Origin of the sequence: Spirosoma endbachense, assembly GCF_010233585.1 — a bacterium.
In the GTDB taxonomy this organism is placed as follows: domain Bacteria; phylum Bacteroidota; class Bacteroidia; order Cytophagales; family Spirosomataceae; genus Spirosoma; species Spirosoma endbachense.
On the sequence record NZ_CP045997.1, the window covers coordinates 5,570,429 to 5,594,430 of the forward strand.

Here is a 24,002-nt window from a genome sequence, read left to right on the forward strand (position 1 = left end):
AACTTACCAACTAATTGGGCCTCAGTCCAGATAATAATATGCTCACCAACGTCGAACACATCGGTATTGCTGTCCGCGACATTGCCGCGTCCAATGATTTATTTACAAAGCTTCTGGGCGTTCAGCCCTACAAGGCCGAAACAGTGGAAACGGAAGGCGTGGCAACGTCTTTCTTTCGAATCAACCAAACCAAAATTGAGTTGCTCGAAGCCTTAACGGCAGCTAGCCCAATTGCCAGATTTCTCGAAAAGAAAGGGGAGGGTATCCATCATATTGCCTTTGAAGTTGATGATATCTATGCAGAGATGGATCGGCTGAAAGGTGAAGGCTTTATCCTGCTGAGCGAAACGCCCAAAACAGGTGCCGATAATAAACTCGTCTGTTTTTTACATCCGAAAGGGACCAATGGCGTATTAATAGAGCTATGCCAGGAGCGAAAAATAGCGACGAAGGATTTAACTCCGAGCCATTAGCGCTATAAGGCAGTGACTTTCATCAGCTGGCCATCTTTTACGACACTCTGGACAAACCAGACTATAAACACGTTTCCCCATTCAAACTAGTAGCGGTCAGTAAGGAATCGCATTGGTATTGTGCACTATATCCTGTTGTTTTTTACTACTCTGCTTAATGGGCAAATACAGTCTGATGGTTGAACAGGCTATCGAAGAAGGCAAAAGAGCGGGCTATTTTGTCGTTGTATCGGGTCGAAATGTAAAATAATGTACATAGAGCTATGATCTCATACTTTATTCTACTTGGTCGTTGGATTAAGCTGGTGTTTGTCAACTAAACCCTCATTAATACTGTTATAAAACGAAGGGTGTCGTTACTAGCAAAGACATAGAATAAAAACCAAAAATTTTAGGGCCAACTGTTTGGCCGATACGTTACCTTTGCGGGTCAAAACAACGACGCGCCCCCGTCATGGATCAGTACTCATATATCGCCAATTCCGACGCGGCTTACGTAGATCAACTCTATCAGTCTTACAAGCAAGACCCCCAGGCAGTTGACGAAAGCTGGCAGCAATTTTTCAAAGGATTTGAATTCTCATTGACCTATGGCGAAAACGCCAATGGTTCCAATGGTAAAACCAATGGCGCTTCAGCCAATGGCAACGGGCAAACCGCCCCTCAGGCCGATGTTTCGGCGAAGCCAGTTGATGCCAGCCACGCCGAAAAAGAAGTTTCGGTCGCTAGTTTAATTAAAGCGTATCGGTCTCGTGGCCATTTGCTGGCCAAGACGAACCCGCTGAAAGCCCGTAAAGACCGCCAGCCTCGGGTCGATCTTCCCGATTATGCGCTGTCTGATGCAGATCTGGACACCGTATTTGAGTCAGGTAAATTACTCGGAATCGGACCCGCTACGCTACGGGTCATTATGGATTCGCTGCGGAAGATTTACGCCGGTGAGATCGGTTTCGAGTATATGTACATCCGCGAACTGGATGTCAAGAATTGGCTCCGAAATAAAATTGAGAAGGAAGCACTCGTGTTTATGCCTTCTCTGGATGAGAAAAAACGCATTCTCGAAAAACTGAATGAAGCTACCGTTTTTGAAAACTTCCTGGCCACAAAATATTTGGGTCAGAAGCGGTTTTCGCTCGAAGGTGGTGAAGTAACTATTCCGGCGCTGGATACCATTATCAATCAGGCGGCCGACATGGGCGTTGAGGAAGTGATGATCGGTATGGCTCACCGGGGGCGCCTGAACGTGCTGGCGAATATTCTGGGCAAATCCTACGAATCAATATTTGATGGGTTCGAAGGAAATGTGCCCGATCAGGTACATGGTGATGGTGACGTTAAATACCACCTTGGCTATTCCAGCCTGATTGAAACCAAATCGGGAAAGCAGATCAGTGTCAAACTGGCTCCGAACCCGTCGCACCTGGAAGCCGTCAATCCTGTAGTTGAAGGGTTTGTACGTGCACAGGCTGATGAAGAATACAAAGGCGACTTTACCAAAATAATGCCCATCCTGATTCATGGTGATGCCGCCGTGGCCGGACAGGGTATTGTCTATGAAGTGACACAAATGGCTAAGCTTGCGGGTTATAAGACCGGCGGTACTGTCCATTTTGTGATCAACAACCAGATTGGGTTTACGACGGATTTTGAAGATGCCCGGTCGTCGATTTACTGCTCAGATGTAGCGAAGATTATCGATGCGCCGATTTTTCACGTGAACGGCGACGATCCAGAAGCGGTAATTTTCTGCGCTAAACTGGCGGTTGAGTTTCGTGAGAAGTTCAATCGTGATGTATTCATCGATATGGTCTGCTATCGTCGCTACGGTCATAATGAAGCCGATGAGCCGAAGTTTACTCAGCCGACGATGTATAACATCATCGATAAGCACGCCAATCCGCGTGAACTCTACAAAGACCTACTCATTAAGCGGGGCGATGTAGACGCTGAGTTGGCAACGCGCATGGATACGGAGTTTAAAAAACAATTGCAGGATCGGCTGGATCGGGTGAAACAGAAAGCTGAAATCCCGTATAAACCACTGCGCCTTGACCTTGACTGGGCTGAACTTCGCTTTAGTGAACCGAGCGATTTTGACCAGTCGCCCCAAACAAAGATTTCGCCCGAAACGCTGGAACTGGTCGGTAAAGCTCTGGTGAAAATACCGGAAGGATTTAAGCCGTTGAAGCAAATTGACAAGCTGCTGAAAGATCGGCAGACCATGCTCAACGATACGAAAACGGTGAACTGGGGAACAGCTGAGTTGCTGGCCTATGGTTCGCTGTTGCTCGAAGGAAAGCCCGTTCGGTTGAGTGGTCAGGATGTACAGCGTGGTACATTCTCGCACCGCCATTCTGTGCTGCATGATGCTGAAACGAATCAATCGTATTCGTCGCTCGATTTCATTCAGGAAGGCCAGCAGAAGTTTCAGGTATACAACTCGCTGCTGTCGGAATACGGTGTGCTGGGATTTGAATATGGTTATGCCATGGCCAACCCCCACGCATTGGTCATTTGGGAGGCACAATTTGGTGATTTCTCGAATGGTGCCCAGTTGATCATCGACCAGTTTATCGCGGCTGCCGAATCGAAGTGGGGTATCCAGAATGGTTTGGCACTCCTGCTTCCGCATGGGTACGAAGGTCAGGGGCCTGAGCACTCGAATGCGCGGCCAGAACGCTATTTGCAGCTATATGCTGAACACAATATGGTCGTGGCCAACATAACGACGCCAGCCAATTTCTTCCACCTGATGCGTCGACAACTGGCATGGGCATTCCGTAAACCACTTGTGGTTATGTCGCCTAAGTCGTTGCTACGTCATCCCAAATGCATTTCGCCAGTGGAAGACCTGACGCAAGGTAGCTTCCAGGAGGTTATCGGCGATAGTTATGCACAGGCGAAAAAGGTGAAACGTGTCTTACTTTGCACGGGGAAAGTGTATTATGATCTCCTGGACAAGCAGCAGGCTGATCAGCGTGATGATGTGGCCATCGTTCGGCTGGAACAGCTGGCCCCATTGCCTAAAAAACAGTTGGATGCCGTACTGAGTCAGTACAAAAAAGCCGAGCTATTCTGGGTTCAGGAAGAACCTGAAAACATGGGATACTGGTCTTATCTGTTGCGTGTCGGCATGGGTCTGCCGATTATCTCACGGAAGGCTGCGGCTTCGCCAGCAACGGGTTACCCCAAAATACATACCCAGGAACAAGCAGACATCGTTCGCAGAGCGTTTGAATAACAAGGAGTTTTGCCATTTGTGGTTTATCGTTTTAACAGAACGATAAACCACAAACCAAGAACCACAAACTATAGAAAAATGGCCGTTGATATGAAAATTCCTCCTGTGGGGGAATCCATTACCGAAGTTACTGTTGGCACCTGGTATAAAAAAGAAGGTGATCCTGTAAAAATGGACGACGTTCTCTGTGGACTCGACTCCGATAAAGCGACGTTTGAATTAACGGCCGAAGCCGACGGAATCCTTCACATTCTGGCACAGGAGGGCGATGTGTTGCCGATCGGTGCCAGCATTTGCACAATTGATAACGGCGGTAGCGCACCAAGTGTGGCCCCAACGCCTGAACCAGCCAAGGCCGAAGTACCTAAACCTGCGGAACCGGCGGCTCCAGTTGCCGAATCGACTCCGGTTTTACAATCAGTCGCCGAACCTGCTGCGGCTCCAGTTGCAGCCACGGGTGGTAGCGTTGTGGAAATGAAAGTCCCCGCTGTTGGTGAATCAGTTACGGAAGTAACTATTGCTTCGTGGAGTAAAAAAGATGGCGATCAGGTTGCTCTCGACGAAGTTTTGTGCGAACTCGAATCGGACAAAGCTACATTTGAACTCCCAGCCGAAGCGGCCGGAACACTCCGGATCGTAGCCCAGGCAGGCGAAACGTTGCCCATTGGCGCGTTAATTGCGAAGATTGAAACGGGTGCAGCTGCTGCTCAGCCTGCAGTCACGCCACAACCTACTCAACCCGCACCTGCCGCTCAGCCAGCAGCGTCTGCTGAAGCCGCCAGTAATGGCCAGAATGGCTATGCCGCTCATTACCCTTCACCGGCTGCCGCTAAAATTCTGGATGAAAAAGGTGTCAGTGCGCAACAAGTGCAGGGAACCGGTGTTGGTGGGCGTGTAACCAAAGAAGATGCACTGAAAGCATCGCCTGTTCCGGCACAACCCGCACCCGCTGCTCAGCCTGCACCACCGGCACAACCCGCTGTGGCTAAACCCGCAGCACCAGCACCGGTTGTAGCTGGCGAACGTGGTCAGCGTCGGGAAAAAATGACCTCCCTGCGCCGGACAATTGCCCGCCGATTGGTTGCTGTTAAGAATGAAACGGCTATGCTGACTACCTTCAATGAGGTGGACATGAAGCCGATCATGGATCTGCGGAACAAATACAAAGACAAATTCAAAGAGAAGCATGGCGTAGGGCTTGGCTTCATGTCTTTCTTTACGAAGGCCATTTGTGCCGCTCTGAAGGAATTCCCAGCCGTAAATGCTCAGATCGACGGAGACAGCATCATTTATAACGATTTCTGTGATGTTTCTATCGCCGTTTCAACGGAGCGCGGGCTTGTTGTACCCGTTATCCGGAATGCTGAAAAGTTAAGCTTTGCGCAAATCGAAAAAGAGATCGGCAGGCTCGCCGGGCTGGCTCGCGACAATAAGCTGACCATTGAACAGATGACCGGTGGTACGTTTACAATCACCAACGGCGGTACATTTGGCTCAATGCTCTCAACGCCAATCATTAACGCACCTCAGTCGGCTATTCTGGGTATGCATAATATCGTTGAGCGGCCGGTTGTCGTAAATGGCGAAATCGTAATTCGGCCAATCATGTATGTCGCCCTATCGTACGATCACCGTATCATTGATGGTAAAGAATCGGTTAGCTTCCTTGTCCGTGTGAAGCAGATTCTGGAAGACCCCGCTCGCCTTCTGCTGGAGATGTAGTAAGAACGAAAAAGTATAAAAAAGCCCTGCCAGGATACCTGGCAGGGCTTTTTGTGCAGTGAAGATTACTCCTTAATCAAACTCACGCCCGTCATTTCTGGCGGTTGGGGAATACCCATGAGTTGCAGGATGGTTGGGGCAATATCAGCGAGTTTGCCATTGTTTAGCGCTGGGTGATAGTCTTTATCAACCAGGATGCAGGGCACAAGATTGGTCGTATGCGCTGTGTTAGGCGTACCGTCGTCGTTACGCATGTACTCCGCATTGCCGTGGTCAGCGATGATGATCGTAGCATAACCATGTTCCAGCGCAGCTTCTGTAACGGCTTTTGCGCAGGCATCGGCCGTTTCGGCGGCCTTAACGACAGCTTCAAAAACGCCCGTATGACCAACCATATCCGTATTGGCAAAGTTGAGACAAATAAAGTCCGGCTCTTCGCTCAGCAACTCCGGAATGATGGCATCGCGGATGTCGAAAGCAGCCATTTCGGGCTTCTGGTCGTAGGTTTTTACCGGTATTGTGGTCGGTGCGCCTTGTTCGTCGTAGATAACCATCTCTTTGGGGGATGGACAGAGTAGACGCTTTTCGCCAGCAAAAGGCTCCTCGCGACCTCCCGAAAAGAAGAACGTTACATGCGGGTATTTTTCCGTCTCGGCAATTCGGATCTGTTTCCGGCCTGCATCGGCGATCACTTCACCCAGTGTTTTTTCCAGATTGTCTTTATCAAAAATGACTTTTACGCCCACAAATTCGCTGTCGTAATTCGTCATGGTGATATAATCCAGTGCCAATTTCTTCATGCCCTGTTCGGGGAAGTCTTTTTGAGTAAGGGCTTGGGTGATTTCGCGGCCACGGTCGGTGCGAAAGTTGAAGCATAATACCACATCGCCATCTTCAATAACGGCTACCGGCGAACCGTCGGCTTTAGCGACAATGATCGGTTTCACGAATTCGTCCGTAACGCCAGCATCGTAGGAAGCCTGTAACGCACCGATGGCATCGTTGGTAAGCAGACCCGTGCCGTGAACCATGGCATCATAAGCAATTTTAACGCGTTCCCAGCGATTGTCGCGATCCATCGCATAATAGCGGCCAATCACACTCGCAATCTGTCCTGTTGAGGTCGCCATATGCGCCTGCAAATCGGTCAGATAGCCAACGCCACCTTTAGGGTCCGTATCGCGGCCATCCGTAAAGGCATGGACGAACACATCCGTCAAGCCGTGGGCTTGAGCGATGGAAAGAAGGCCTTTTATGTGGTCGATGTGCGCATGAACACCACCGTCTGAAACCAGCCCGATAAAATGGACTTTCTTCCCCTGTGTTTTGGCATAGGTCAATGCATCAACCAGTACTGGCTCATGATCAAGGGTATGTTCATCAACGGCTTTATTAACCTTAACAAGATCCTGATAAACGATACGCCCAGCTCCCAGGTTCATGTGACCTACTTCCGAATTGCCCATCTGTCCGGCTGGCAAACCAACCGCCAGTCCTGATGCTTCCAGTGTACTGTTCGGGTACTTCGGATACAGCGAGTTCATGAAAGGCGTACTGGCCGATTCAATGGCCGATACTTCGGGTTTGAGCGGGATGCCCCAACCGTCGAGGATGATGAGAATGACTTTTTTGTTCATAAGTTCAATGAATGATTGAGCGAAAGGGTGAATTAGTAAGAAGTGGACGCTTTATAGCTCACTCATTCGCTAATTCACCCTTTCGTTCACTAAGATTATGCTGTTGAATTAAGTACGTAAGCAGTTGGCGACAGCAGCGTAGCGTGATTTGATAGACTTCTTCGAAAACTTCAGGTCCTTCGTAATAGGGGTCTGGAACATTCGGTTCGTCATTGACGTCGGGGTCAAATTCACGTAACAGAAAAATAGTGTCGTTGGAATATAGTCCTGTACTGCGGTAGTTTAACTTCTCAATGGCTTCCAGATTAGTCTCATCCATCGCCACGAAATAGTTGAACAGGGCCAGATCGTCGCCAGTTATACGCCGGGCGCGATGGGTGAGTGTCAGACCATGTTCAAGTGCGTTTTCCCGTGTTCGACGATCAGAGAGCTGACCAATATGAAAAGACGCAGTGCCAGCCGAATCACATTGAATAAGTTTGCTTAATTCCTGTTCTTCGACCAACGTCCGGAATACGCCCTCTGCCACTGGCGACCGGCAAATGTTACCATAACAAACGAAGAGAACGTTTATCATAAATGATGAATGCTGAACGCTAACTGATGTTTCACCGCTACAGAAACATTAGTTAGCGTTCAGCATTATTTTTCAATCGGTTCATTTTTCTCGTCAACGATGACGAAAATATCTTCGGTAGGCTTTTTCATCAGGTATTTTTCCCGTGCATACTTTTCCCGAAGCCGGTCATTGCCCAGCACTTCGCGACGTTCGGTTTGGACTTTCTGGATTTGGGTCTGGTAGAATGTAGCTTCTCCTTCCAGTTCGCGCAATTTCCACCAGTTCCGAATTTGCATCGGGAGGTCATTCGCATCAAAAAACGTCATCCATGCCAGCAGTCCTAAGCCAGAAGCAACATAAAAATTGCGCAGATAATGGAGGAGACGATTTAGCATAGCATAGGGTAGAGGCAAGGCGCAGAGCCGGGAAGTTACTGACTACCCGGCTCCGTGCCCCTTGCTCCCTGCTTAAAATTTAAGTCCTGGGAAGTACGCTGTTTCGCCCAATTCCTCTTCAATACGAAGCAGTTGATTGTACTTAGCCATCCGGTCAGAACGTGAAGCCGAACCCGTTTTAATCTGGCCCGTATTCAGCGCCACCGCGAGGTCAGCAATCGTTGCATCTTCGGTTTCGCCGGAACGGTGCGACATGATGTTTTTGTACGCGTTGCGCTTCGCCAGATTTACCGTATCGATTGTTTCGGTCAGCGAACCGATCTGGTTTACTTTCACCAGAATGGCGTTGGCTATACCCTTGTCGATACCTTCCTGCAGGCGTGTTACGTTCGTAACGAACAGGTCATCGCCAACCAGTTGAGTTGGAGTGCCTTTCAACTCGTCGGTATGTGCTTTCCAGCCTGACCAGTCGTCTTCGGCCATGCCATCTTCGATCGACAGAATCGGGTATTTGCTAACCCAGTCTTTCCAGTAACCCGCCATTTCGGACGAAGTCAGTTTATCGCCGGTCGATTTTTTGAAATGATAGACGCCTTCTGCTGCATTGTAGAATTCGGAAGAAGCCGCATCCATAGCAATCCAAACGTCTTCGCCTGGGCGATAGCCTGCTTTCTCGATGGCTTGCAGAATCGTCTGGATAGCCTCTTCGTTCGATTTGATGTTCGGAGCGAATCCACCTTCGTCGCCCACATTGGTCGCCAGTCCCATGCTTTTCAGCACTTTTTTGAGCGTATGGAAGATTTCGGTACCCCAACGCAGGGCTTCCGAGAAGCTTGGTGCATTGGCGGGCATAACCATGAACTCCTGGAAATCGATGGAGTTATCGGCATGAGAGCCGCCATTGAGGATGTTCATCATAGGCACAGGCAACGTATTGGCATTAACCCCACCAACGTACCGATACAGGGGCAGACCTGCTTCCTGAGCGGCTGCTTTTGCCACGGCCAGAGACACGCCAAGAATGGCGTTGGCACCCAAACGGCCCTTGTTTGACGTACCGTCTAATTCGAGCATAATTTTATCAATCATGCTTTGCTCGTAGACCGAAATTCCAACCAGTTCGGGGAAAATAAGGTCATTTACGTTCGAGACGGCTTTCAGGACACCTTTACCGACGTATATTTTTGAATCGTCGTCGCGGAGTTCGACAGCTTCATGGGAGCCAGTGGATGCGCCCGATGGAACGGCCGCACGACCCAGATATCCGTTTTCTGTCCGAACGTCTACCTCAACGGTCGGGTTGCCTCGCGAATCCAGAATTTGTCGGGCATGAATGCTTTGAATGGTACTCATCGCAGAAAATAAGAAGGGTTAACAACGAAAAAGCCAATTTTTTCAGCCATGACTACCAAGTCGTTAGGCCGATTGGCGAACCGGCAGCAAAGTAACGAAATACAAGGCAAAACTTTTTATGTATGATGGAGGATGTATGATACAGTCTGGCAGAACTACCTATATCCTCTATCATTTTACATAGCCAGGCCCCATAAGGAGCTGACCGGGTCGCTGATTTGTCTGTTTATTGTTCTCAATAACAGGCGTTCCATTAACCAGCACCCACGAAATGCCAGTTGTGTAGGCATGGGGCTGGTCGTAGGTGGCCCGGTCAGAAACGGTTTTTTCATCGAACAGAACAAGGTCAGCTGCATAGCCGGGGCGAATGAGTCCACGGTCGGTTAATCGGAAACGCTGGGCTGGCAGTGACGTCATTCGCCGGATTGCTTCTTCGAGCGGGATAATATGACGCTCGCGAACATAACGGCCTAAAACGCGGGCATTTGTACCATAAGCACGCGGATGTGGCATGCCTGATCCTAATTTAGCGACTCCCGCATCCGACGCTATCATGGTGTTCGGATACCGAAGAATAGTTTCGACGTCAGTCTCCGACATTGTATGATATACCATCTGAATCCGTTTCAGGTTGGCCTTTTCCATCAAATCCATCACAAGATCGGCTTCGGTTTCAGCGGAATTTTTGCGCCCTAGCTTCTGGTTAATCTGATTGATGCTTAGACCGTTGAACGTTGTGTCGGGTTTATAATTTGCTACGACCGCATATTCATAATTCTTGCGCAGATTTTTCCTGAGACTCTCCAGCATTTCGTTCCGAATTTTGGTTCGGCTGGCTGAATCACGAAAGCGCATCAATACGGCTGAATCGCCATCGGCTAGCGCCCACGACGGTATGATGCTTTCCAGCGACGTACTCGAAGCCGTGTAAGGGTACTGATCGACCGTCACATCCAAGCCTTCGCGCCGGGCTGCTTCAACCATAGCTACCGTTTCGGTACTATTGCCCCAGAGCGGTTTGCTGGCTACTTTAAAATGAGAAATTTCGACGGGAATGTGAGCTTCGCGGCTAATCTGGATCGCTTCTTCTACGGCTTGCTTCACATTCTGCCCTTCATTGCGGATGTGTGAAGCATAAACACCGCCATAACGAGAAGCCATTTTTGCCAGGTTGACAACCTCGGGTGTACGGGCATAGGTGCCGGGCGTATAGATCAGCCCGGTTGATAAGCCAACCGCCCCATCTTTCATGGCCTGCTCGACCAGTGCTTCCATGTCGGCCTGTTCGCGGGCGGTCGGTTCGCGGAAGGCCATTTTCATTACTTTCATGCGGACCGTATTGTGGCCGATCAATGACCCTACATTCACCGAAATGCCCTGCATCCGCAGGGTGTCGAAATACGTGCGAAGGTTTGTACTGGAGCCGCCACAATTTCCCGTAATTATGGTTGTAACGCCATCGTAAACGAAATTGGGAGCGCCGGGCTGCGCTTCTAAACTACCTTCCACATGGGTATGAACGTCAATAAAGCCAGGCGCAACGATCAGCCCACTGGCGTCGATTGTTCGTTTGGCATCGGTTGATGGTATGGTGCCGATCCGCACAATACGGCCATTCTGGACGGCTACATCGGCATGTATCCACGGATTGCCCGTACCGTCGATGACACGACCGTTTTTGATAAGGAGATCGTAGGGTTGTGCATTGGCGAAAAACGAAACGAGGATTGATAGAATGATTGTGAGAAAACAGTGCTTCATAGTTTGGATGAACTAGTTCAAAGAGGTTGATTCACTAATCAATATGGGCGTTTTTTAGGGGAGAACCAAATCGTACGGATGGCTACCCAGAGCCGATTGATTGATGGGATCGATTAAGCATTATATTTGACTAGATCAAATCGAATCAGTAACAGTAACCGTCGATCTTGCCTGTTCGCCAATCCTTTCCATTTGCCTGATGAAACACTTCCTGACTTCTCTAGCTCTATGTGGTGCTGTACTGAATGGGTTTGCTCAGCCAGCAAAGACCATTTTCCCGACACCCCTTAGTCCGCGTCTGGCTAATTATCAGATTGACGTGAAACTGGACCCAATCACGAAAAAACTCGATGGGCAGGAAACCTTAACGTGGCGCAACGCATCCAACGATGTTATTCGGGAATTGCAGTTTCACCTGTACCTGAATGCCTTTCGCAATGATCAGTCAACGTTTATGCGCGAATCGGGCGGGCAGTTGCGGGGAACCGAAATTGATCTTAGTTCGAAAGAAGACCCGTATGGTTCCATTGAGGTTTTATCGATGAAAACCAAAGGGGAACCGCTGGCCTATAAATTCGTCCAGCCTGATGACCAAAATACGGACGATCACACGGTTATTCGAGTACCCTTATCGAAACCCGTTGGTCCGGGCGAGACGATTACGCTTGACATAAAGTTTCGGGCCAAGCTCCCTAAAATTTTTGCCCGTACGGGCTTCAGCCGCGACTTTTTTCTGGTTGGGCAGTGGTTTCCTAAAATCGGTGTGTATGAACCTGCCGGAACGCGTTATGCCACAAAAGGCCAATGGAACTGTCACCAGTTTCATGCTCATTCGGAGTTCTACGCCGATTATGGAGTTTATGACGTAAACATTACAACCCCAAAAGAATATTGGGTTAGCGCTACGGGGCTCTATCAGTCCGAAAAATTATTCTCAAATGGCACCAAAAAGATTCACTACCACGCCGAAGATGTAGTCGATTTCGCGTGGACGGCTTCTCCTCATTTTCAGGTGGTGAATGATACCTGGAAACGACCCTCTGGCGGGGAGGTAAAGCTTGAACTGGTGATGCAGCCGGAGCATCGACACCAGGCTGAGCGGCATTTCACGGCTGCTAAGGCGGCTCTGGCTTATTTTGATAAGCATCTGGGGAAATATCCGTTTCCCAATTTAACGATCGTTGATCCACCCTTGCATGCCAGTGGGTCATTTGGCATGGAATACCCAACATTCATAACGGCTGGCTCGGCCTGGTTTCTGCCTGCCGGAGCCCGATTCCCGGAAGAGGTGACTATTCATGAATTTGGTCATCAGTATTTTATGCAGCTCATAGCGTCCAACGAGTTTGAAGAAGCCTGGCTGGATGAAGGGTTTAATCAGTACTACGAGGGTCGGATTATGGACGCAACGTATGGAGTCCGGTCCTCGCAGTTCGATTTGCTGGGCTTTAAAATGGGCGATATGGAAAGTTCACGGTCGAGTTATGTGCATCAGGATAACCCGGCCATTGGCTCGTCGTTCGGTAATACGTGGCAACTTCCAGAGGGGCAATACGGTGTTCTGACTTATTCCAAAACTGCAACCTGGCTGAAAACACTGGAAGGTCTGGTTGGCCTGCCGGTGATGGACGAGATCATGCAGACGTATTTTATTCGCTGGAAATTTAAACACCCTGATGCCGATAACTTCATTGCGATTGTGAACGAAATCGTGACGAAGCGGCTTGGTACCAAATACGGGGCCGATATGAACTGGTTTTTCGATCAGGCATTATATGGCGACAATGTTGTCGACTATGAACTGAGCTCGCTCAAAAACCGGAAGCGTAATGGTCAGCAACAGGCCATTATAACGGTTCAGCGTAACGGCGATGGAAAAATGCCTGTGGACGTGCTGGTTCATTTTGCCAATGGGAAAGAGCTCATGTTGTTCTGGGATGGTAAAGCGCGTCAGCGGCAGTTTACACTCACCGAAAAAGCCAGGGTTTTGTGGGCAAAAGTAGATCCGAAGCAGAAAATCTACATGGATACCGACCTGAACAATAATAGCCTTACACTTGAACCATCATCGGCTCCGGCGGCTAAATTTGCCACTAAGTTTTTGTTCTGGATTGAAAATTGGATGCAATGGCTGGCCTGGCTGGCCTAATTCTGCGATTTTTAGATGATGACCTTCTCCGAAATAACCAATACATTAACTGCCCGGTTTGGCCTGGATCTACAAGCCAATACGCAAAATCTGCAACCGTACCTTGTTGTTCCAGCCAGTCAGCTGGTTGAACTCTGCCAATCCCTGCGCGATGACGACCGGTTATTTTTTGACCTGCTGGCCTGCGTTACGGCTATCGACAACGGTTTAGAGGCTGATACGATGGAAGTTATTTACAACCTCACATCAATTCCCTACGAGCATAATCTGATGCTGAAAGTGGTGGTATCGCGAAAGACGGCTGGTAGCCAGTTGCCATCTGTACCGAGTGTGGCGCACATCTGGCGTACTGCCGATTGGCATGAGCGCGAAGCATTCGATCTGGTCGGTATTCATTTTGAAGGCCATCCTGATCTGCGCCGGATTTTGTTGCCAACCGATTGGGTTGGGTATCCATTGCGCACCGATTATCAGGAAGAAGAGCAATATCACGGCATAAAAACGAAGTAAGCCTCTGGCATTTTTTTGCCGAAAGTTGACATTTTGAGGGTTCAGTTAGTTATTGCTTTATCTTGTTCCTCTTGAAGCAATGGAAAACCCTTTTCGGCTCCTGATTAGCCTGCTGTTTACTGCCTGTTATTTACTTCCAGGTCTATCCCATGCCCAAACGGATCGCCAGTCTGTAGACTCGGTTATCGTGACGGGTCGAATCCGAAATCTATCGGCACGCTTGTATCGGGAATCCCCGACGGTGCTGGTCAGCCGAAATAATATTTTGCAGGCCAGCCGGGAACTGGTTCGTCCGGCACCGTTGAATGTAGATGGTACGTTTCGGGTGTCGATGCCCCTCATCTACACGCAGGAAGAAATGTATTTTACCTATGGGCGTATCTCAACGGCTTTCCTGGCTTCGGCAGGTGCCTTAAGTATTGAACTGGATGCCGATTCGTTATTCACGGTGGCGGTGCCGTTTCGGTTTGGGGGCGTTAATGCACAGGTAAACCAGCAATTTGCCCGTTATAAAGCCTTTGAAGCGACGTATGCCAATAAGCCGGATGGCCAAAAACTGTCGGCCAGGGTTAATGGAATGGGCGATGAAAACGCATACCGGATTATTTCGAGCGCCTATCATATGCCATTTCTGGCCTTTGCGGCCAAAGAGAAAACATTCCCTCTCCTGAATCGATGGGTTGGCTTTACGGATCGCTACAATGCGGCTGCATTTATGTACGATAAGGCCACTTATGAAAACGAAGAATTAGGTAAAGTATTAACCGATTCGCTCCGGCCGGCCCACGATCAGGTATTGACCGCTGCCCGTGCATCGGCCATGAATCGCTTCGCCAGTTATGTGACGCAACGCATTTCGGCCCAGGTCAGCAACGGCCGCTCAAACGGACTTACGGTACGGGCTTTGTCGATTTTGCTGGAACGTTACGGTAAAAACCTGACGGCTGAAGAACGGCTTCGATTAAACGACTATGCCCTAAATAACTCGGCCCGTGCATCAGATCTTAAGTTTTTCGATGGGCTGGTTAAGCGTAATCCTGATACATTACAGCGCCTGGTGAATTACGAAACGCTGATTCAGCGCAGTATTCGGCTGTATGATAGTTCGTCCGTAGATTACCTGGCGGCCTACTGGCTGGCTACTTCACTGCCCGGTCTGACACTCGACTACGCCCGTTTGCTTTATGACTACGCCCGGCCGCAGGTAAACGAACCCGATCTGGAACGATCGCTCGACGAATTGTATCGATTGGAAGTGAAAGACAGTACCCGCATTCGGTCAGCCATGAAAACATTACGAGATGCCGGGCGTAAGGCAAGCAGCCTTGAGATTTCGCCGGGTGTGTTTGTAACGCGCGACGATCTGGGCAACGGCTCGTCGTTACTTGATCAGGTCATCAATGCCAACCGGGGTAAAGTTATTTACCTGCTGCTAACATCCCCTTCCGATGAAGCCGGTCGGCAGGCCGCACTCGATGCCCAGCGTTTGCGAAGTTCGTATAGCTCCCGAGATTTTGCGCTGGTTTATTTGCCCATGTCGGGAAACGATAAGTCGTTATGGCCGGAGATGGCTACCCGCTATAATCTTTCGGGTGATCACCTGTTGCTGACCGATTCACAGCTTTTCGATGCCGTTGAACGGATGCGTGCGGAGGGTGAGCTGTCGGTAACCATCATTAATCGGGTCGGCAAAATCGACAAACGAAACGCGCCATTGCCTGGTGCATTTGATGAAGCACGAAAGGCAATTAATAAAAATTTATAAAACATGGTTTTCGACGGGAGCCTCGAGACAGCCCTCCGTAAAAGAGATGTCTAAGTGACCATTTTTTTAATGATATTTTAATAATTCAAAACTATTGGAGCGATCTTCGAGTAAGACTCCTGTAATTGGTTGATCAGACCAAAGCCTTGCAGGAATTCAACAAGGCGCAGTTCTATGAGCAGATCACAGAATAAAATCAAATCAGGCTTACTACTTACCACTGGGTTCCTGATAGGACTAATTCAGCCATCAGTGGCCCAAAATATAATCCAACGGGCGTATAACCGGTTTTTTAATGATACAACTTCGGCGGCAAACCCCCACGTATCCTTCTATCCGACGTTTAGTTATGCACCCGAAACCAGTTTTGAGTTCGGGGTTTCGGCGCTGTACCTCTATCATGCTAATAACGACGTAACGCATAACCGTCTCAGCGAAATTCAGGCGTTTAGTTTTGTTACACTGCGCGGGCAATACGGACTGAATATCGATCATACCATCTATGGCGACCATGATCGCTGGTTTTTTCTGGGACGAGGACGACTTCAGCGGTTTCCGTTGCTCTACTACGGCATTGGCCCCGATACCAAACCCGACCATCCGGCAACGATTGATGCCATGTCGATTCAGCTTCGGGAGCGAGCCATGCGCCGGATTGCACCAAATCTGTTTGGTGGTATTGAAGTCGATTATCAGCAGTTAAGCCGGGTCGAATTTAAGCAGTCGGAGACGATCACGCGTGAGTTGCCGCTGGGAAATAATGGAACCACTAATCTTGGGCTGGGGGCGGGGTTTGTTTATGATAGCCGACCTAATGCACTGAATGCACGACGGGGTATTTTCGCTGAGCTTGCCTACCTGAATTACGGAAGATCGCGGGGAAGCTCGCTGTCGTTTTCGAACCTATCCGTGGATGTTCGACTCTTTCGAACCGTTCGACCCGGACAGGTATTGGCCTGGCAGGCCTATGGTGCCCTGACCAGCGGTAACGTACCCTTTAACCAGATGGCACTACTGGGAAGTGAGATTATCATGCGAGGATACTATCCGGGGCGCTATCGGGATAAAATGTACATGGCAACACAGCTTGAGTATCGCTGGTTGCCGTTTCCATTTAGTCGACGGTTCGGAGCCGCGGTATTTGCGGCTGTGGGTACGGTAGGAGCATCGCCGGGACAGATTCAGCTTGATAAATTGTTGCCTACGGGTGGTGGTGGAGTTCGCTACTTATTGTTCAAAAAGAAAGACGTGTATCTGCGAGCCGACGTTGGCGTCACCCGCGAAGGGCTAGGATTTTATATCCTTACGGGGGAAGCTTTTTAAAAGACAGCCACCTTCCCGAAAGTACAGAAACTTTGAGAAGGTGGTTTGTGGGACATTAAACTTGAACCATTCGATTACAAGCCGTATTGATCCAGTAAATAGATTAATGAAGCCATTGACGCGGCTCCCAGTTCAAGTTCACGCTGACTGACGGTTTCAAAGCGATCGACCATGGTGTGGTGGTAATCGAAATAACGCTGCGAATCGGGTTTAAATCCGAACAATACCGTTCCTAGTTGAGCCAGTGGGCCAATATCGGCACCACCACCACCAGCGCCAATGTCTGTCAGGCCATAGGGCGCTAACAGCGGTTTCCAGGGCGTTACTTTTTCCCGTTGCGCTGGCGTTCCAACGATGCCAAAGCCGCGTGGTGTAAAGCCGCCATTGTCGGATTCGACAGCAGCAATATGTTTTTCGTTGTTTTTCTTCGCCAGATCTGCATATTGGACACCACCCCGCAAGCCGTTTTCTTCGTTCATGAACATCACGGCTCGAATGGTGCGCTTTGGCTTGATACCCAGTGTTTTCAGAATCCGAAGTACCTCAATTGACTGAACACAGCCTGCTCCATCGTCGTGGGCTCCTTCGGCCAGATCCCATGAGTCGAGGTGGCCGCCAACCACAATAATTTCGTCCGGTTTTTCGCTGCCTTTGATTTCGCCAACTACGTTATACGATTTTGCATCGGGCAATGATTCGCAGTTTTGTTTGAAATAAAAGGTAAGGTTTGGATTCTCTGCCAGCGATTTACTCAATAGGTCAGCTCCGTTTGTGCTGATAGCCGCAGTCGGAATCAGCGGAACGCCCGTTGCGTAGCGCATACCGCCAACGTGCGGGTAGTCATCGTGAACATTCGTCATCGAGCGGACAATGGCACCCACGGCTCCGAGTTTGGCCGCTTCGGTGGCACCATTGGCCCGTTGCTCGACAGCTCCGCCATAGGCTTCAAAGGTGTTGATCTTGGTTGGGTCCATCGGGCGATTGAAAAACACAATTTTCCCTTTGACCTTATCGGGGCTCATGGCCCGTAGTTCCGGGAAACTTTTGACTTCAATAACACCCGCTTCAACCCCTTTGGGCGCGGTCGCTACTGATCCGCCCAGAGCCGCAATCGGGACCGTGACTTTCTGTTTGCCGTTATGGATGAAGGCTTCTTCTTTGGCACCCCGCACCCAATGCGGCACCATGACATCCTGCAAAAAGACGCGATCGAACCCTTGCTGTTCCATGACCTGTTTGGTCCAGTCAACGGCTTTTTGCGCACCCTCCGAACCACTCAGTCGTGGCCCAACCTGCTTGGTCAGATGGCGCAGCCATTCGTAGGATTTGCCATTGGCCAGCGCTTCGTTGTAAATCTTTCGAATGGTGACCGAGTCTGCGTTCTGGGCATGGGCACAGGCAACAGACAGGCTCAAAAGAGCTGTAAACAATTTTTTCATGATTGGGCGGTTGTATTGGTTAAGGGAGCAATATACAGAAAAGCCCGGCCGCTTTCCAGCAACCGGGCGTGTTTCCTTCGTTCGCTTTAACGCATTACATATTAATGGCCCGGTTGTCGGTAGCGGCAAGGCAGGCTTCTTTAAACGCTTCCGTGTAGGTCGGGTGGGCGTGCGACATCCGGGATACATCCTCGGCTGAGGCCCGGAATTCCATGGCCGTAACGGCTTCAGCAATCATATCGGCGGCCCGGGCACCAATCATGTGAACGCCCAGGATTTCGTCGGTTTCTTTGTGTGCAAGCACTTTTACCAGACCGTCGATATCCATACTGGCCCGCGCGCGGCCCAACGCTTTGAACGGGAATGAACCCACTTTATAAGGAATGCCTTCCTGTTTTACTTCTTCCTCCGTATAGCCAACGGAAGCTACTTCGGGCCAGGTATAAACTACGCCGGGAATCAAACGATAATGGATGTGGGGTTTCTGACCGACAATGGTTTCGGCAATGAATGTACCTTCCTCTTCGGCTTTATGGGCCAGCATAGCCCCGCGTATCACATCACCTAGTGCATAGATGTGCGGAACACTCGTGCGCAGGTGGTCGTCTACTTCTACCCGACCCCGATTGTCAGCTTTCAGGCCAGCTGCTTCCAGATTCAGACCATCCGTGTAGGGCCGTCGTCCAACCGAAACCAGGCAGTAATCGCCAGTAAGCGTAATCTGTTCGCCTTTGGGAGTATCAACGCTAAGAACTACTTCGTCGCCCGTATTTTCTACTTTCGTGACTTTATGGCTGAAGTAGAAATCAGCACCGAGTTTTTTGACTACTTTCTGGAGTTCTTTGCCGAGTGTTTTATCCATTGTCGGAATCATGGAGTCGGCAAACTCAACGAACGACACTTTGGCGCCAAGCCGTGCCCAGACCGATCCTAATTCAGCGCCGATCACACCTGCTCCAATCACGATCAGGTGCTTGGGTACTTCCTGTAGGGTCAGCGCTTCGGTTGACGTAATGACGCGTTTTTTATCGATGGGCATCGATGGGAACGACATGGGTTTCGACCCCGTAGCGATGATAATATTCTTGCCTTTGATGACCTGTTCTGAACCATCGGCTTTAACGATTTTCACCGTATGGGGATCAACAAACGAACCAACGCCATGAATTTCATCGATTTTATTTTTCTTCATCAGAAAGTTGATGCCTTTGGTCGTCGCATCAACAACTTCCTGCTTGCGCTTAATCATTTGTGCCAGATCGACCTGTAAATCCGACAACTTAATACCATGTTCGGTAAACGTATGGGCTGCATTATAAAAGTGTTCCGACGAGTCGAGGAGCGCTTTCGACGGAATGCAGCCGACATTTAGACAGGTGCCACCCAGCGTGGGGTATTTTTCGATAATGGCTGTTTTGAGTCCGAGTTGAGCACAACGAATTGCACCTGTATAGCCGCCTGGCCCCGAACCAATGATAATAACATCGTATTCCATGAAGATGATTGTTATGTCTGGAGACCGGATGTTAGACAGTAGGTACCGGATCTGAAAATGATCAATCTAGTCCCAACTGTTTACCATCCTGCGTCCGTAAGTAAAGCATTATGACTGCAAATTTGGTTCAGAATTTGATTACCCAAACCGATTTGCAAAAAAAGGTGTTGATGATGCGATAAGGTGCTCCCCATCCGGTGCCGTTTAGTATAGATTTATGCGTTTCGTTTATTCTTGTTGCCTGTTGTTGATCCTACTGATCAGCAGTTGTACCGACTCTGTTCAACAAAATCAGCCTATTGTTTATTACGACGTTTTAGGCTTTGTCAAGCATCAGATCGCCGAACTATCGGCTAAAAAACCACTCGTTCATAAAACGGTGGCTGTCAATAAAAAGCAGAGCCAGGAGAACAAGAATGATGTTAACTGGAGCCGAGAACTTGAACTATTTATGCAGGCCGATATAAATAAGCCAGCTCTCCGGAGTAGCTATCAAATTGTTCGGCCCGATTCGCTCACCTACCAGTACACGCTGAAAAATTCGGAAGAACGACTGACCGTACGATCGTTAAAAGTACGTCTGGATTCTGTGACACATCAGCCCCGGCTAATCGAAGCCATTTTGCAGACCGATAACCCCTTGTATTCGTCGGAGCGACATTTATTGCTCGAAAGTGGTCCGGCTGGCGGGCAGTTATGGCGCGTACGGCACTATAAATTATCCGGCTATCAAAAGCTGCCTTATTTCGACAAAAACGAGTTTTTGGTCGAAGGTCAGGTCCAGTAAATAAACATTCTTTTGGTCGATATTGGCTTTGTCCACTCCCCTTCTTATATCTTTTTCTATATTTGTTCAAGTCTATTGTCGAACGAAACCCGCCAGTAGTCCGTTACCTTTTCATCAACCAAATACTCAATTGCCTCGGCGATTTTTGCCGGTACAACGGTCCTTGTTATGAGCGACGCTATTAAACACGAGTGCGGAATTGCCCTTATTCGACTCCGCAAACCGTATCAGTATTACATCGATAAATACGGTACGGCTCTCTACGGCGCAAACAAACTGTATCTGCTGATGGAAAAGCAGGTCAACCGGGGCCAGGATGGAGCCGGTATTGCCAACATCAAGATCGACGTACCGCCCGGTCACCGCTACATTAGCCGCTACCGATCCGTTGACCAGCGACCCGTAACTGACATTTTTGAGAAGGTTAACAAGAAATTCCGCAAAGCCCTGAAAGGCAATCGGGAAAAAGCAAAAGACGCCAAATGGCTCCAGGAAAATATCGCGTTTACGGGCGAAGTCTGGATGGGGCACCTCCGATACGGCACCCATGGAGCCAACGAAATTGAAAACTGCCATCCTATGCTTCGGCAAAGCAACTGGCGGAGCCGGAACCTGGTCATGGCGGGGAATTTTAACATGACCAATGTCGAAACCCTGTTTGATAAACTCGTTTCGCTTGGCCAGCATCCGAAGGATAAGGTTGATACCGTTACGGTAATGGAAAAAATCGGTCACTTCCTGGATGAAGAAAACCAGCGGGTATTCGACCGGTTTAAAGGCATCTACGAAAACCCCGACCTGTCGGACATTATCGAGGATAATCTTGATCTTCAGCGCGTTCTGCACCGCTCGTGCCGCGATTTCGACGGAGGATATGCAATGGTGGGCATGACCGGCTTTGGGGCCGCATTCGTAGCCCGGGATCCAGCCGGTATTCGCCCTGCTTATTATTATGCCGACGATGAAGTAGTGGTTGTAGCTTCCGAAAAGCCCGCCATCAAAACCGCTTTCAACGCCGAATACAGCGAAATTAAAGAAGTGCAACCAGGCCACGCGCTCATCATCGACAAATACGGCGAATACAACGAACTCCAGTTTGTGAAGCCGATCGAAAAGCGTTCCTGCAGTTTCGAACGCATTTATTTCTCCCGCGCCACCGATCCCGATATCTACAACGAGCGCAAAACATTAGGTAAGCTCCTCGTTCCGCAGATTCTGAAAGAGATCGATTACGACCTCGAAAATACAGTCTTCTCCTACATCCCGAATACGGCCGAAACGGCATTCTTTGGTATGGTTGAGGGTCTGGAAGAGTACCTCTATAAACAGCGCAAAAAAGCCATTATGGAGGGGATTCTGTTCGAGGAAGAACTGGATCGGGTGCTTTCATTCCGGCCCAGGGTTGAGAAACTGGTTTCCAAGGACGTGAAAATGCGAACCTTCATTGCCGAAGATTCGCAACGCGATGACATGGTGTCGCATGTGTACGACACTACGTTTGAAGTAATTAAGAAGGGGAGAGATAACGTTGTCGTTGTCGACGACTCTATCGTTCGCGGTACGACGCTGGAGAAAAGTATCCTGCGTATGCTCGATCGGCTTGGCCCCAAGAAGATCATCATTGTGTCGTCGGCCCCACAGATTCGTTTCCCGGATTGCTATGGTATCGACATGTCGAAATTCAAAGAGTTTGTCGGTTTTCGGGCCGCTCTTGAACTACTCCGCGAACGCGGACAGGACTACATTGTCGATGAAGTGTATGCACAGAGCGTAGCAGCCATTGAGTCGGGTAATTCGTCGCAGCAGAATTACGTGAAGGCAATTTTTGAGCCCTTCACCCACGAAGAATTGTCGCGGAAGGTGGCCCAGATCGTCACACCTGCTGATCTGAACGCGGAAGTAGCAGTTGTTTATCAAACCGTAGAGAATCTGCATCGGGCCTGCCCCAATCACTCCGGCGACTGGTATTTTACAGGCGATTACCCAACCCCCGGCGGTAACAACGTGGTGAACAAAGCATTTGTAAACTTCATGGAAGGCCGTTTAGTACGGGCCTACTAACCTGTAACTGATAAGTAACTGGAAGAGACGCAATCAACTTGCGTCTCTTTTTTTGTATTATTACAACCTGATAAATGCGTTGAGGAGTGGAGTCTGTAGCAGAAAAGTCGGCATGAATATGAGCAGGAATGCGGTAGTCGGTGATGGTTGCAGGTTCTTCCACGTTGTCAGGAGTGCAACGCATAGTAGTATTCTACAGGCAGCGTTGTCTGGATAGATAAATCAACGATGATACATGCCATTCTGGCTGATAAATTATCAATTGTGACCCGTATTTTAAAGGAAAACGGTGTTAAGCGAGCGTATGCATTTGGGTCAGTTTGCACGGAGCAATTTACTGAAACCAGCGATATTGATTTGCTAATTGATTTTGACGAGCTGTTAGATCCTATCAGCTATGGAGAAAACTTTTTTGCCATAGCTGATGCCCTGGAGTCAATATTAAAGCGCCCTGTCGATTTAGTCACACAGCGCTCGGTGAAAAACCCTTATTTCAGTAAAATACTGGATCAAACGAAAATGGCTATTTATGAGTGACGAGCTTAGCTAATAGCCAATATTAACGCTAACAGGACTTTTGCTTCGAGCCGTGCCACCGCACGGCGGACCGTTGTTTATTAATCGTCATCAGGAACCGTGGCACGGCTCGAAGCGAAAGGCCTGACTGAAAAATAAGCGACTAGCAGGTTACTGTACCTAGTCTTCGCATTTTACTTTCTCAGCAAAAACAAGGTATGGCCTGAATTACCTTCTGGAATAAAATCGCTGTGTACAACTGTAAAGCCCATTGCTGTAAACCAGGACAAATAAGTGCTGGCATCCGTATGGCTCCAATACATTGATGCACCGGGTACTATCCAGTTTTCGTCAGTGCCCGTCCATTCGCCCGCTCCAACAGTGCAGAGTAAATAGCCATTGGGCTTAAGCCACCTATATAACGACCTTAGTAAAACTGGCTGTTCGGTTAGCGGAATGTGAATAATTGAATAGAGCGCCACGATACCACTAAACGTCTGTTCTGGAAACGAGAGTGCTGTCATATCGGCTACGGCAAACTGAGCCGCCGGAACGTTCTGCCGGGCTAATTCAATTTGTACCGGCGACAGATCAATGCCCAGATAATCGAATTGCTGGCTAAGATAACGGGCCGTTGGTAGGCCATCGGCGCACCCCAGTTCCAGCACTTTACTAGTCGGCGGTAAGAGGGGAACTAAGCTGGCTAACCAATTCGGGTAGTTCGTTTCGTGATCCGATTGATAGTGTTTACGGTAAGCGCTGGCCAATCGATCATATCCATCCCGTACGATGTCTTTGGGCGTTTTCACCATTTAG

18 protein-coding genes are annotated in these 24,002 nt (G+C 49.2%); 10 read left to right on the forward strand and 8 right to left on the reverse strand.

The features are described from left to right. Nucleotides 1–38: 38 nt before the first annotated feature. The 3 genes from mce (at nucleotide 39) to odhB (ending at nucleotide 5,436) form a co-directional block, all read left to right on the forward strand. Complete coding sequence (mce, locus tag GJR95_RS22505) at nucleotides 39–473, forward strand: methylmalonyl-CoA epimerase (protein WP_162388001.1); 435 nt, start codon at nucleotides 39–41, stop codon at nucleotides 471–473. 454 nt (nucleotides 474–927) lie between these two features. Next, entirely contained in the window at nucleotides 928–3,714 is a 2,787-nt protein-coding gene (locus GJR95_RS22510) for a 2-oxoglutarate dehydrogenase E1 component (protein ID WP_162388002.1), read from the forward strand. Between the two features lie 78 nt (nucleotides 3,715–3,792). Then, the gene (gene odhB, locus GJR95_RS22515; protein ID WP_162388003.1) at nucleotides 3,793–5,436 is read left to right on the forward strand and encodes a 2-oxoglutarate dehydrogenase complex dihydrolipoyllysine-residue succinyltransferase; all 1,644 of its coding nucleotides are present in this window, start codon (nucleotides 3,793–3,795) and stop codon (nucleotides 5,434–5,436) included. 65 nt (nucleotides 5,437–5,501) lie between these two features. On the opposite strand, the gene gpmI is transcribed toward odhB, so the two are convergent. The 5 genes from gpmI to GJR95_RS22540 all read right to left on the reverse strand — a co-directional run bounded on the left by gpmI (nucleotide 5,502) and on the right by GJR95_RS22540 (nucleotide 11,141). Further along, the gene (gene gpmI / locus GJR95_RS22520) at nucleotides 5,502–7,073 is read right to left on the reverse strand and encodes a 2,3-bisphosphoglycerate-independent phosphoglycerate mutase (protein ID WP_162388004.1); all 1,572 of its coding nucleotides are present in this window, start codon (nucleotides 7,071–7,073) and stop codon (nucleotides 5,502–5,504) included. 58 nt (nucleotides 7,074–7,131) lie between these two features. After that, nucleotides 7,132–7,650 carry a low molecular weight protein-tyrosine-phosphatase gene (locus tag GJR95_RS22525; protein ID WP_162388005.1) on the reverse strand — a complete coding sequence of 173 codons (519 nt, stop codon included), beginning with the start codon at nucleotides 7,648–7,650 and terminating at the stop codon, nucleotides 7,132–7,134. A 65-nt stretch (nucleotides 7,651–7,715) separates the two neighbouring features. Further along, entirely contained in the window at nucleotides 7,716–8,027 is a 312-nt protein-coding gene (locus tag GJR95_RS22530; RefSeq protein WP_162388006.1) for an FtsB family cell division protein, read from the reverse strand. A 72-nt stretch (nucleotides 8,028–8,099) separates the two neighbouring features. Then, nucleotides 8,100–9,380 (reverse strand): phosphopyruvate hydratase, encoded by a 1,281-nt coding sequence (eno, locus tag GJR95_RS22535; protein ID WP_162388007.1) that lies wholly within the window; start codon nucleotides 9,378–9,380, stop codon nucleotides 8,100–8,102. A 171-nt stretch (nucleotides 9,381–9,551) separates the two neighbouring features. Next, nucleotides 9,552–11,141 carry an N-acyl-D-amino-acid deacylase family protein gene (locus GJR95_RS22540; RefSeq protein WP_162388008.1) on the reverse strand — a complete coding sequence of 530 codons (1,590 nt, stop codon included), beginning with the start codon at nucleotides 11,139–11,141 and terminating at the stop codon, nucleotides 9,552–9,554. A 199-nt stretch (nucleotides 11,142–11,340) separates the two neighbouring features. Between GJR95_RS22540 and GJR95_RS22545 the strand changes: the two genes are divergently transcribed. The 4 genes from GJR95_RS22545 to GJR95_RS22560 all read left to right on the forward strand — a co-directional run bounded on the left by GJR95_RS22545 (nucleotide 11,341) and on the right by GJR95_RS22560 (nucleotide 16,888). Further along, nucleotides 11,341–13,290, forward strand: a complete 1,950-nt coding sequence (locus GJR95_RS22545) for a M1 family metallopeptidase (RefSeq protein ID WP_162388009.1) — start codon at nucleotides 11,341–11,343, stop codon at nucleotides 13,288–13,290. A gap of 18 nt (nucleotides 13,291–13,308) precedes the next feature. Next, complete coding sequence (locus GJR95_RS22550) at nucleotides 13,309–13,800, forward strand: NADH-quinone oxidoreductase subunit C (protein ID WP_162391821.1); 492 nt, start codon at nucleotides 13,309–13,311, stop codon at nucleotides 13,798–13,800. Between the two features lie 79 nt (nucleotides 13,801–13,879). Then, nucleotides 13,880–15,565 carry a hypothetical protein gene (locus tag GJR95_RS22555; protein WP_162388010.1) on the forward strand — a complete coding sequence of 562 codons (1,686 nt, stop codon included), beginning with the start codon at nucleotides 13,880–13,882 and terminating at the stop codon, nucleotides 15,563–15,565. A 174-nt stretch (nucleotides 15,566–15,739) separates the two neighbouring features. Further along, nucleotides 15,740–16,888 (forward strand): BamA/TamA family outer membrane protein, encoded by a 1,149-nt coding sequence (locus GJR95_RS22560; RefSeq protein ID WP_162388011.1) that lies wholly within the window; start codon nucleotides 15,740–15,742, stop codon nucleotides 16,886–16,888. A 74-nt stretch (nucleotides 16,889–16,962) separates the two neighbouring features. On the opposite strand, the gene GJR95_RS22565 is transcribed toward GJR95_RS22560, so the two are convergent. Continuing rightward, complete coding sequence (locus GJR95_RS22565; RefSeq protein WP_174260218.1) at nucleotides 16,963–18,327, reverse strand: M28 family peptidase; 1,365 nt, start codon at nucleotides 18,325–18,327, stop codon at nucleotides 16,963–16,965. 94 nt (nucleotides 18,328–18,421) lie between these two features. Beyond that, nucleotides 18,422–19,822 carry a dihydrolipoyl dehydrogenase gene (lpdA, locus tag GJR95_RS22570; RefSeq protein ID WP_162388012.1) on the reverse strand — a complete coding sequence of 467 codons (1,401 nt, stop codon included), beginning with the start codon at nucleotides 19,820–19,822 and terminating at the stop codon, nucleotides 18,422–18,424. Nucleotides 19,823–20,039: 217 nt separating this feature from the next. On the opposite strand from lpdA, the gene GJR95_RS22575 reads away from it, so the two are divergent. From GJR95_RS22575 to GJR95_RS22585, 3 genes are all read left to right on the forward strand, one after another. Continuing rightward, nucleotides 20,040–20,609 carry a hypothetical protein gene (locus GJR95_RS22575; protein ID WP_162388013.1) on the forward strand — a complete coding sequence of 190 codons (570 nt, stop codon included), beginning with the start codon at nucleotides 20,040–20,042 and terminating at the stop codon, nucleotides 20,607–20,609. 168 nt (nucleotides 20,610–20,777) lie between these two features. Then, nucleotides 20,778–22,670 carry an amidophosphoribosyltransferase gene (locus GJR95_RS22580; RefSeq protein WP_162388014.1) on the forward strand — a complete coding sequence of 631 codons (1,893 nt, stop codon included), beginning with the start codon at nucleotides 20,778–20,780 and terminating at the stop codon, nucleotides 22,668–22,670. Between the two features lie 228 nt (nucleotides 22,671–22,898). Beyond that, on the forward strand, nucleotides 22,899–23,207 hold the full coding sequence (locus GJR95_RS22585) for a nucleotidyltransferase family protein (protein ID WP_162388015.1): 309 nt from the start codon (nucleotides 22,899–22,901) through the stop codon (nucleotides 23,205–23,207). A 173-nt stretch (nucleotides 23,208–23,380) separates the two neighbouring features. Here the strand turns inward: GJR95_RS22585 and GJR95_RS22590 are convergent, their stop codons facing one another. Continuing rightward, complete coding sequence (locus GJR95_RS22590; protein ID WP_232540827.1) at nucleotides 23,381–23,998, reverse strand: class I SAM-dependent methyltransferase; 618 nt, start codon at nucleotides 23,996–23,998, stop codon at nucleotides 23,381–23,383. Between the last annotated feature and the right edge of the window lie 4 nt (nucleotides 23,999–24,002).

Coding starts and splice junctions, on each gene's coding strand:
- lpdA (WP_162388012.1), bottom strand. CDS start 19,822: ATGGAATACGATGTTATTATCATTGGTTCGGGGCCAGGCGGCTATACA.
- GJR95_RS22565 (WP_174260218.1), bottom strand. CDS start 18,327: ATGAAAAAATTGTTTACAGCTCTTTTGAGCCTGTCTGTTGCCTGTGCC.
- GJR95_RS22590 (WP_232540827.1), bottom strand. CDS start 23,998: ATGGTGAAAACGCCCAAAGACATCGTACGGGATGGATATGATCGATTG.
- GJR95_RS22555 (WP_162388010.1), top strand. CDS start 13,880: ATGGAAAACCCTTTTCGGCTCCTGATTAGCCTGCTGTTTACTGCCTGT.
- GJR95_RS22530 (WP_162388006.1), bottom strand. CDS start 8,027: ATGCTAAATCGTCTCCTCCATTATCTGCGCAATTTTTATGTTGCTTCT.
- GJR95_RS22525 (WP_162388005.1), bottom strand. CDS start 7,650: ATGATAAACGTTCTCTTCGTTTGTTATGGTAACATTTGCCGGTCGCCA.
- odhB (WP_162388003.1), top strand. CDS start 3,793: ATGGCCGTTGATATGAAAATTCCTCCTGTGGGGGAATCCATTACCGAA.
- GJR95_RS22545 (WP_162388009.1), top strand. CDS start 11,341: ATGAAACACTTCCTGACTTCTCTAGCTCTATGTGGTGCTGTACTGAAT.
- eno (WP_162388007.1), bottom strand. CDS start 9,380: ATGAGTACCATTCAAAGCATTCATGCCCGACAAATTCTGGATTCGCGA.
- GJR95_RS22510 (WP_162388002.1), top strand. CDS start 928: ATGGATCAGTACTCATATATCGCCAATTCCGACGCGGCTTACGTAGAT.
- GJR95_RS22575 (WP_162388013.1), top strand. CDS start 20,040: ATGCGTTTCGTTTATTCTTGTTGCCTGTTGTTGATCCTACTGATCAGC.
- GJR95_RS22585 (WP_162388015.1), top strand. CDS start 22,899: ATGATACATGCCATTCTGGCTGATAAATTATCAATTGTGACCCGTATT.
- mce (WP_162388001.1), top strand. CDS start 39: ATGCTCACCAACGTCGAACACATCGGTATTGCTGTCCGCGACATTGCC.
- GJR95_RS22560 (WP_162388011.1), top strand. CDS start 15,740: ATGAGCAGATCACAGAATAAAATCAAATCAGGCTTACTACTTACCACT.
- gpmI (WP_162388004.1), bottom strand. CDS start 7,073: ATGAACAAAAAAGTCATTCTCATCATCCTCGACGGTTGGGGCATCCCG.
- GJR95_RS22540 (WP_162388008.1), bottom strand. CDS start 11,141: ATGAAGCACTGTTTTCTCACAATCATTCTATCAATCCTCGTTTCGTTT.
- GJR95_RS22580 (WP_162388014.1), top strand. CDS start 20,778: ATGAGCGACGCTATTAAACACGAGTGCGGAATTGCCCTTATTCGACTC.
- GJR95_RS22550 (WP_162391821.1), top strand. CDS start 13,309: ATGACCTTCTCCGAAATAACCAATACATTAACTGCCCGGTTTGGCCTG.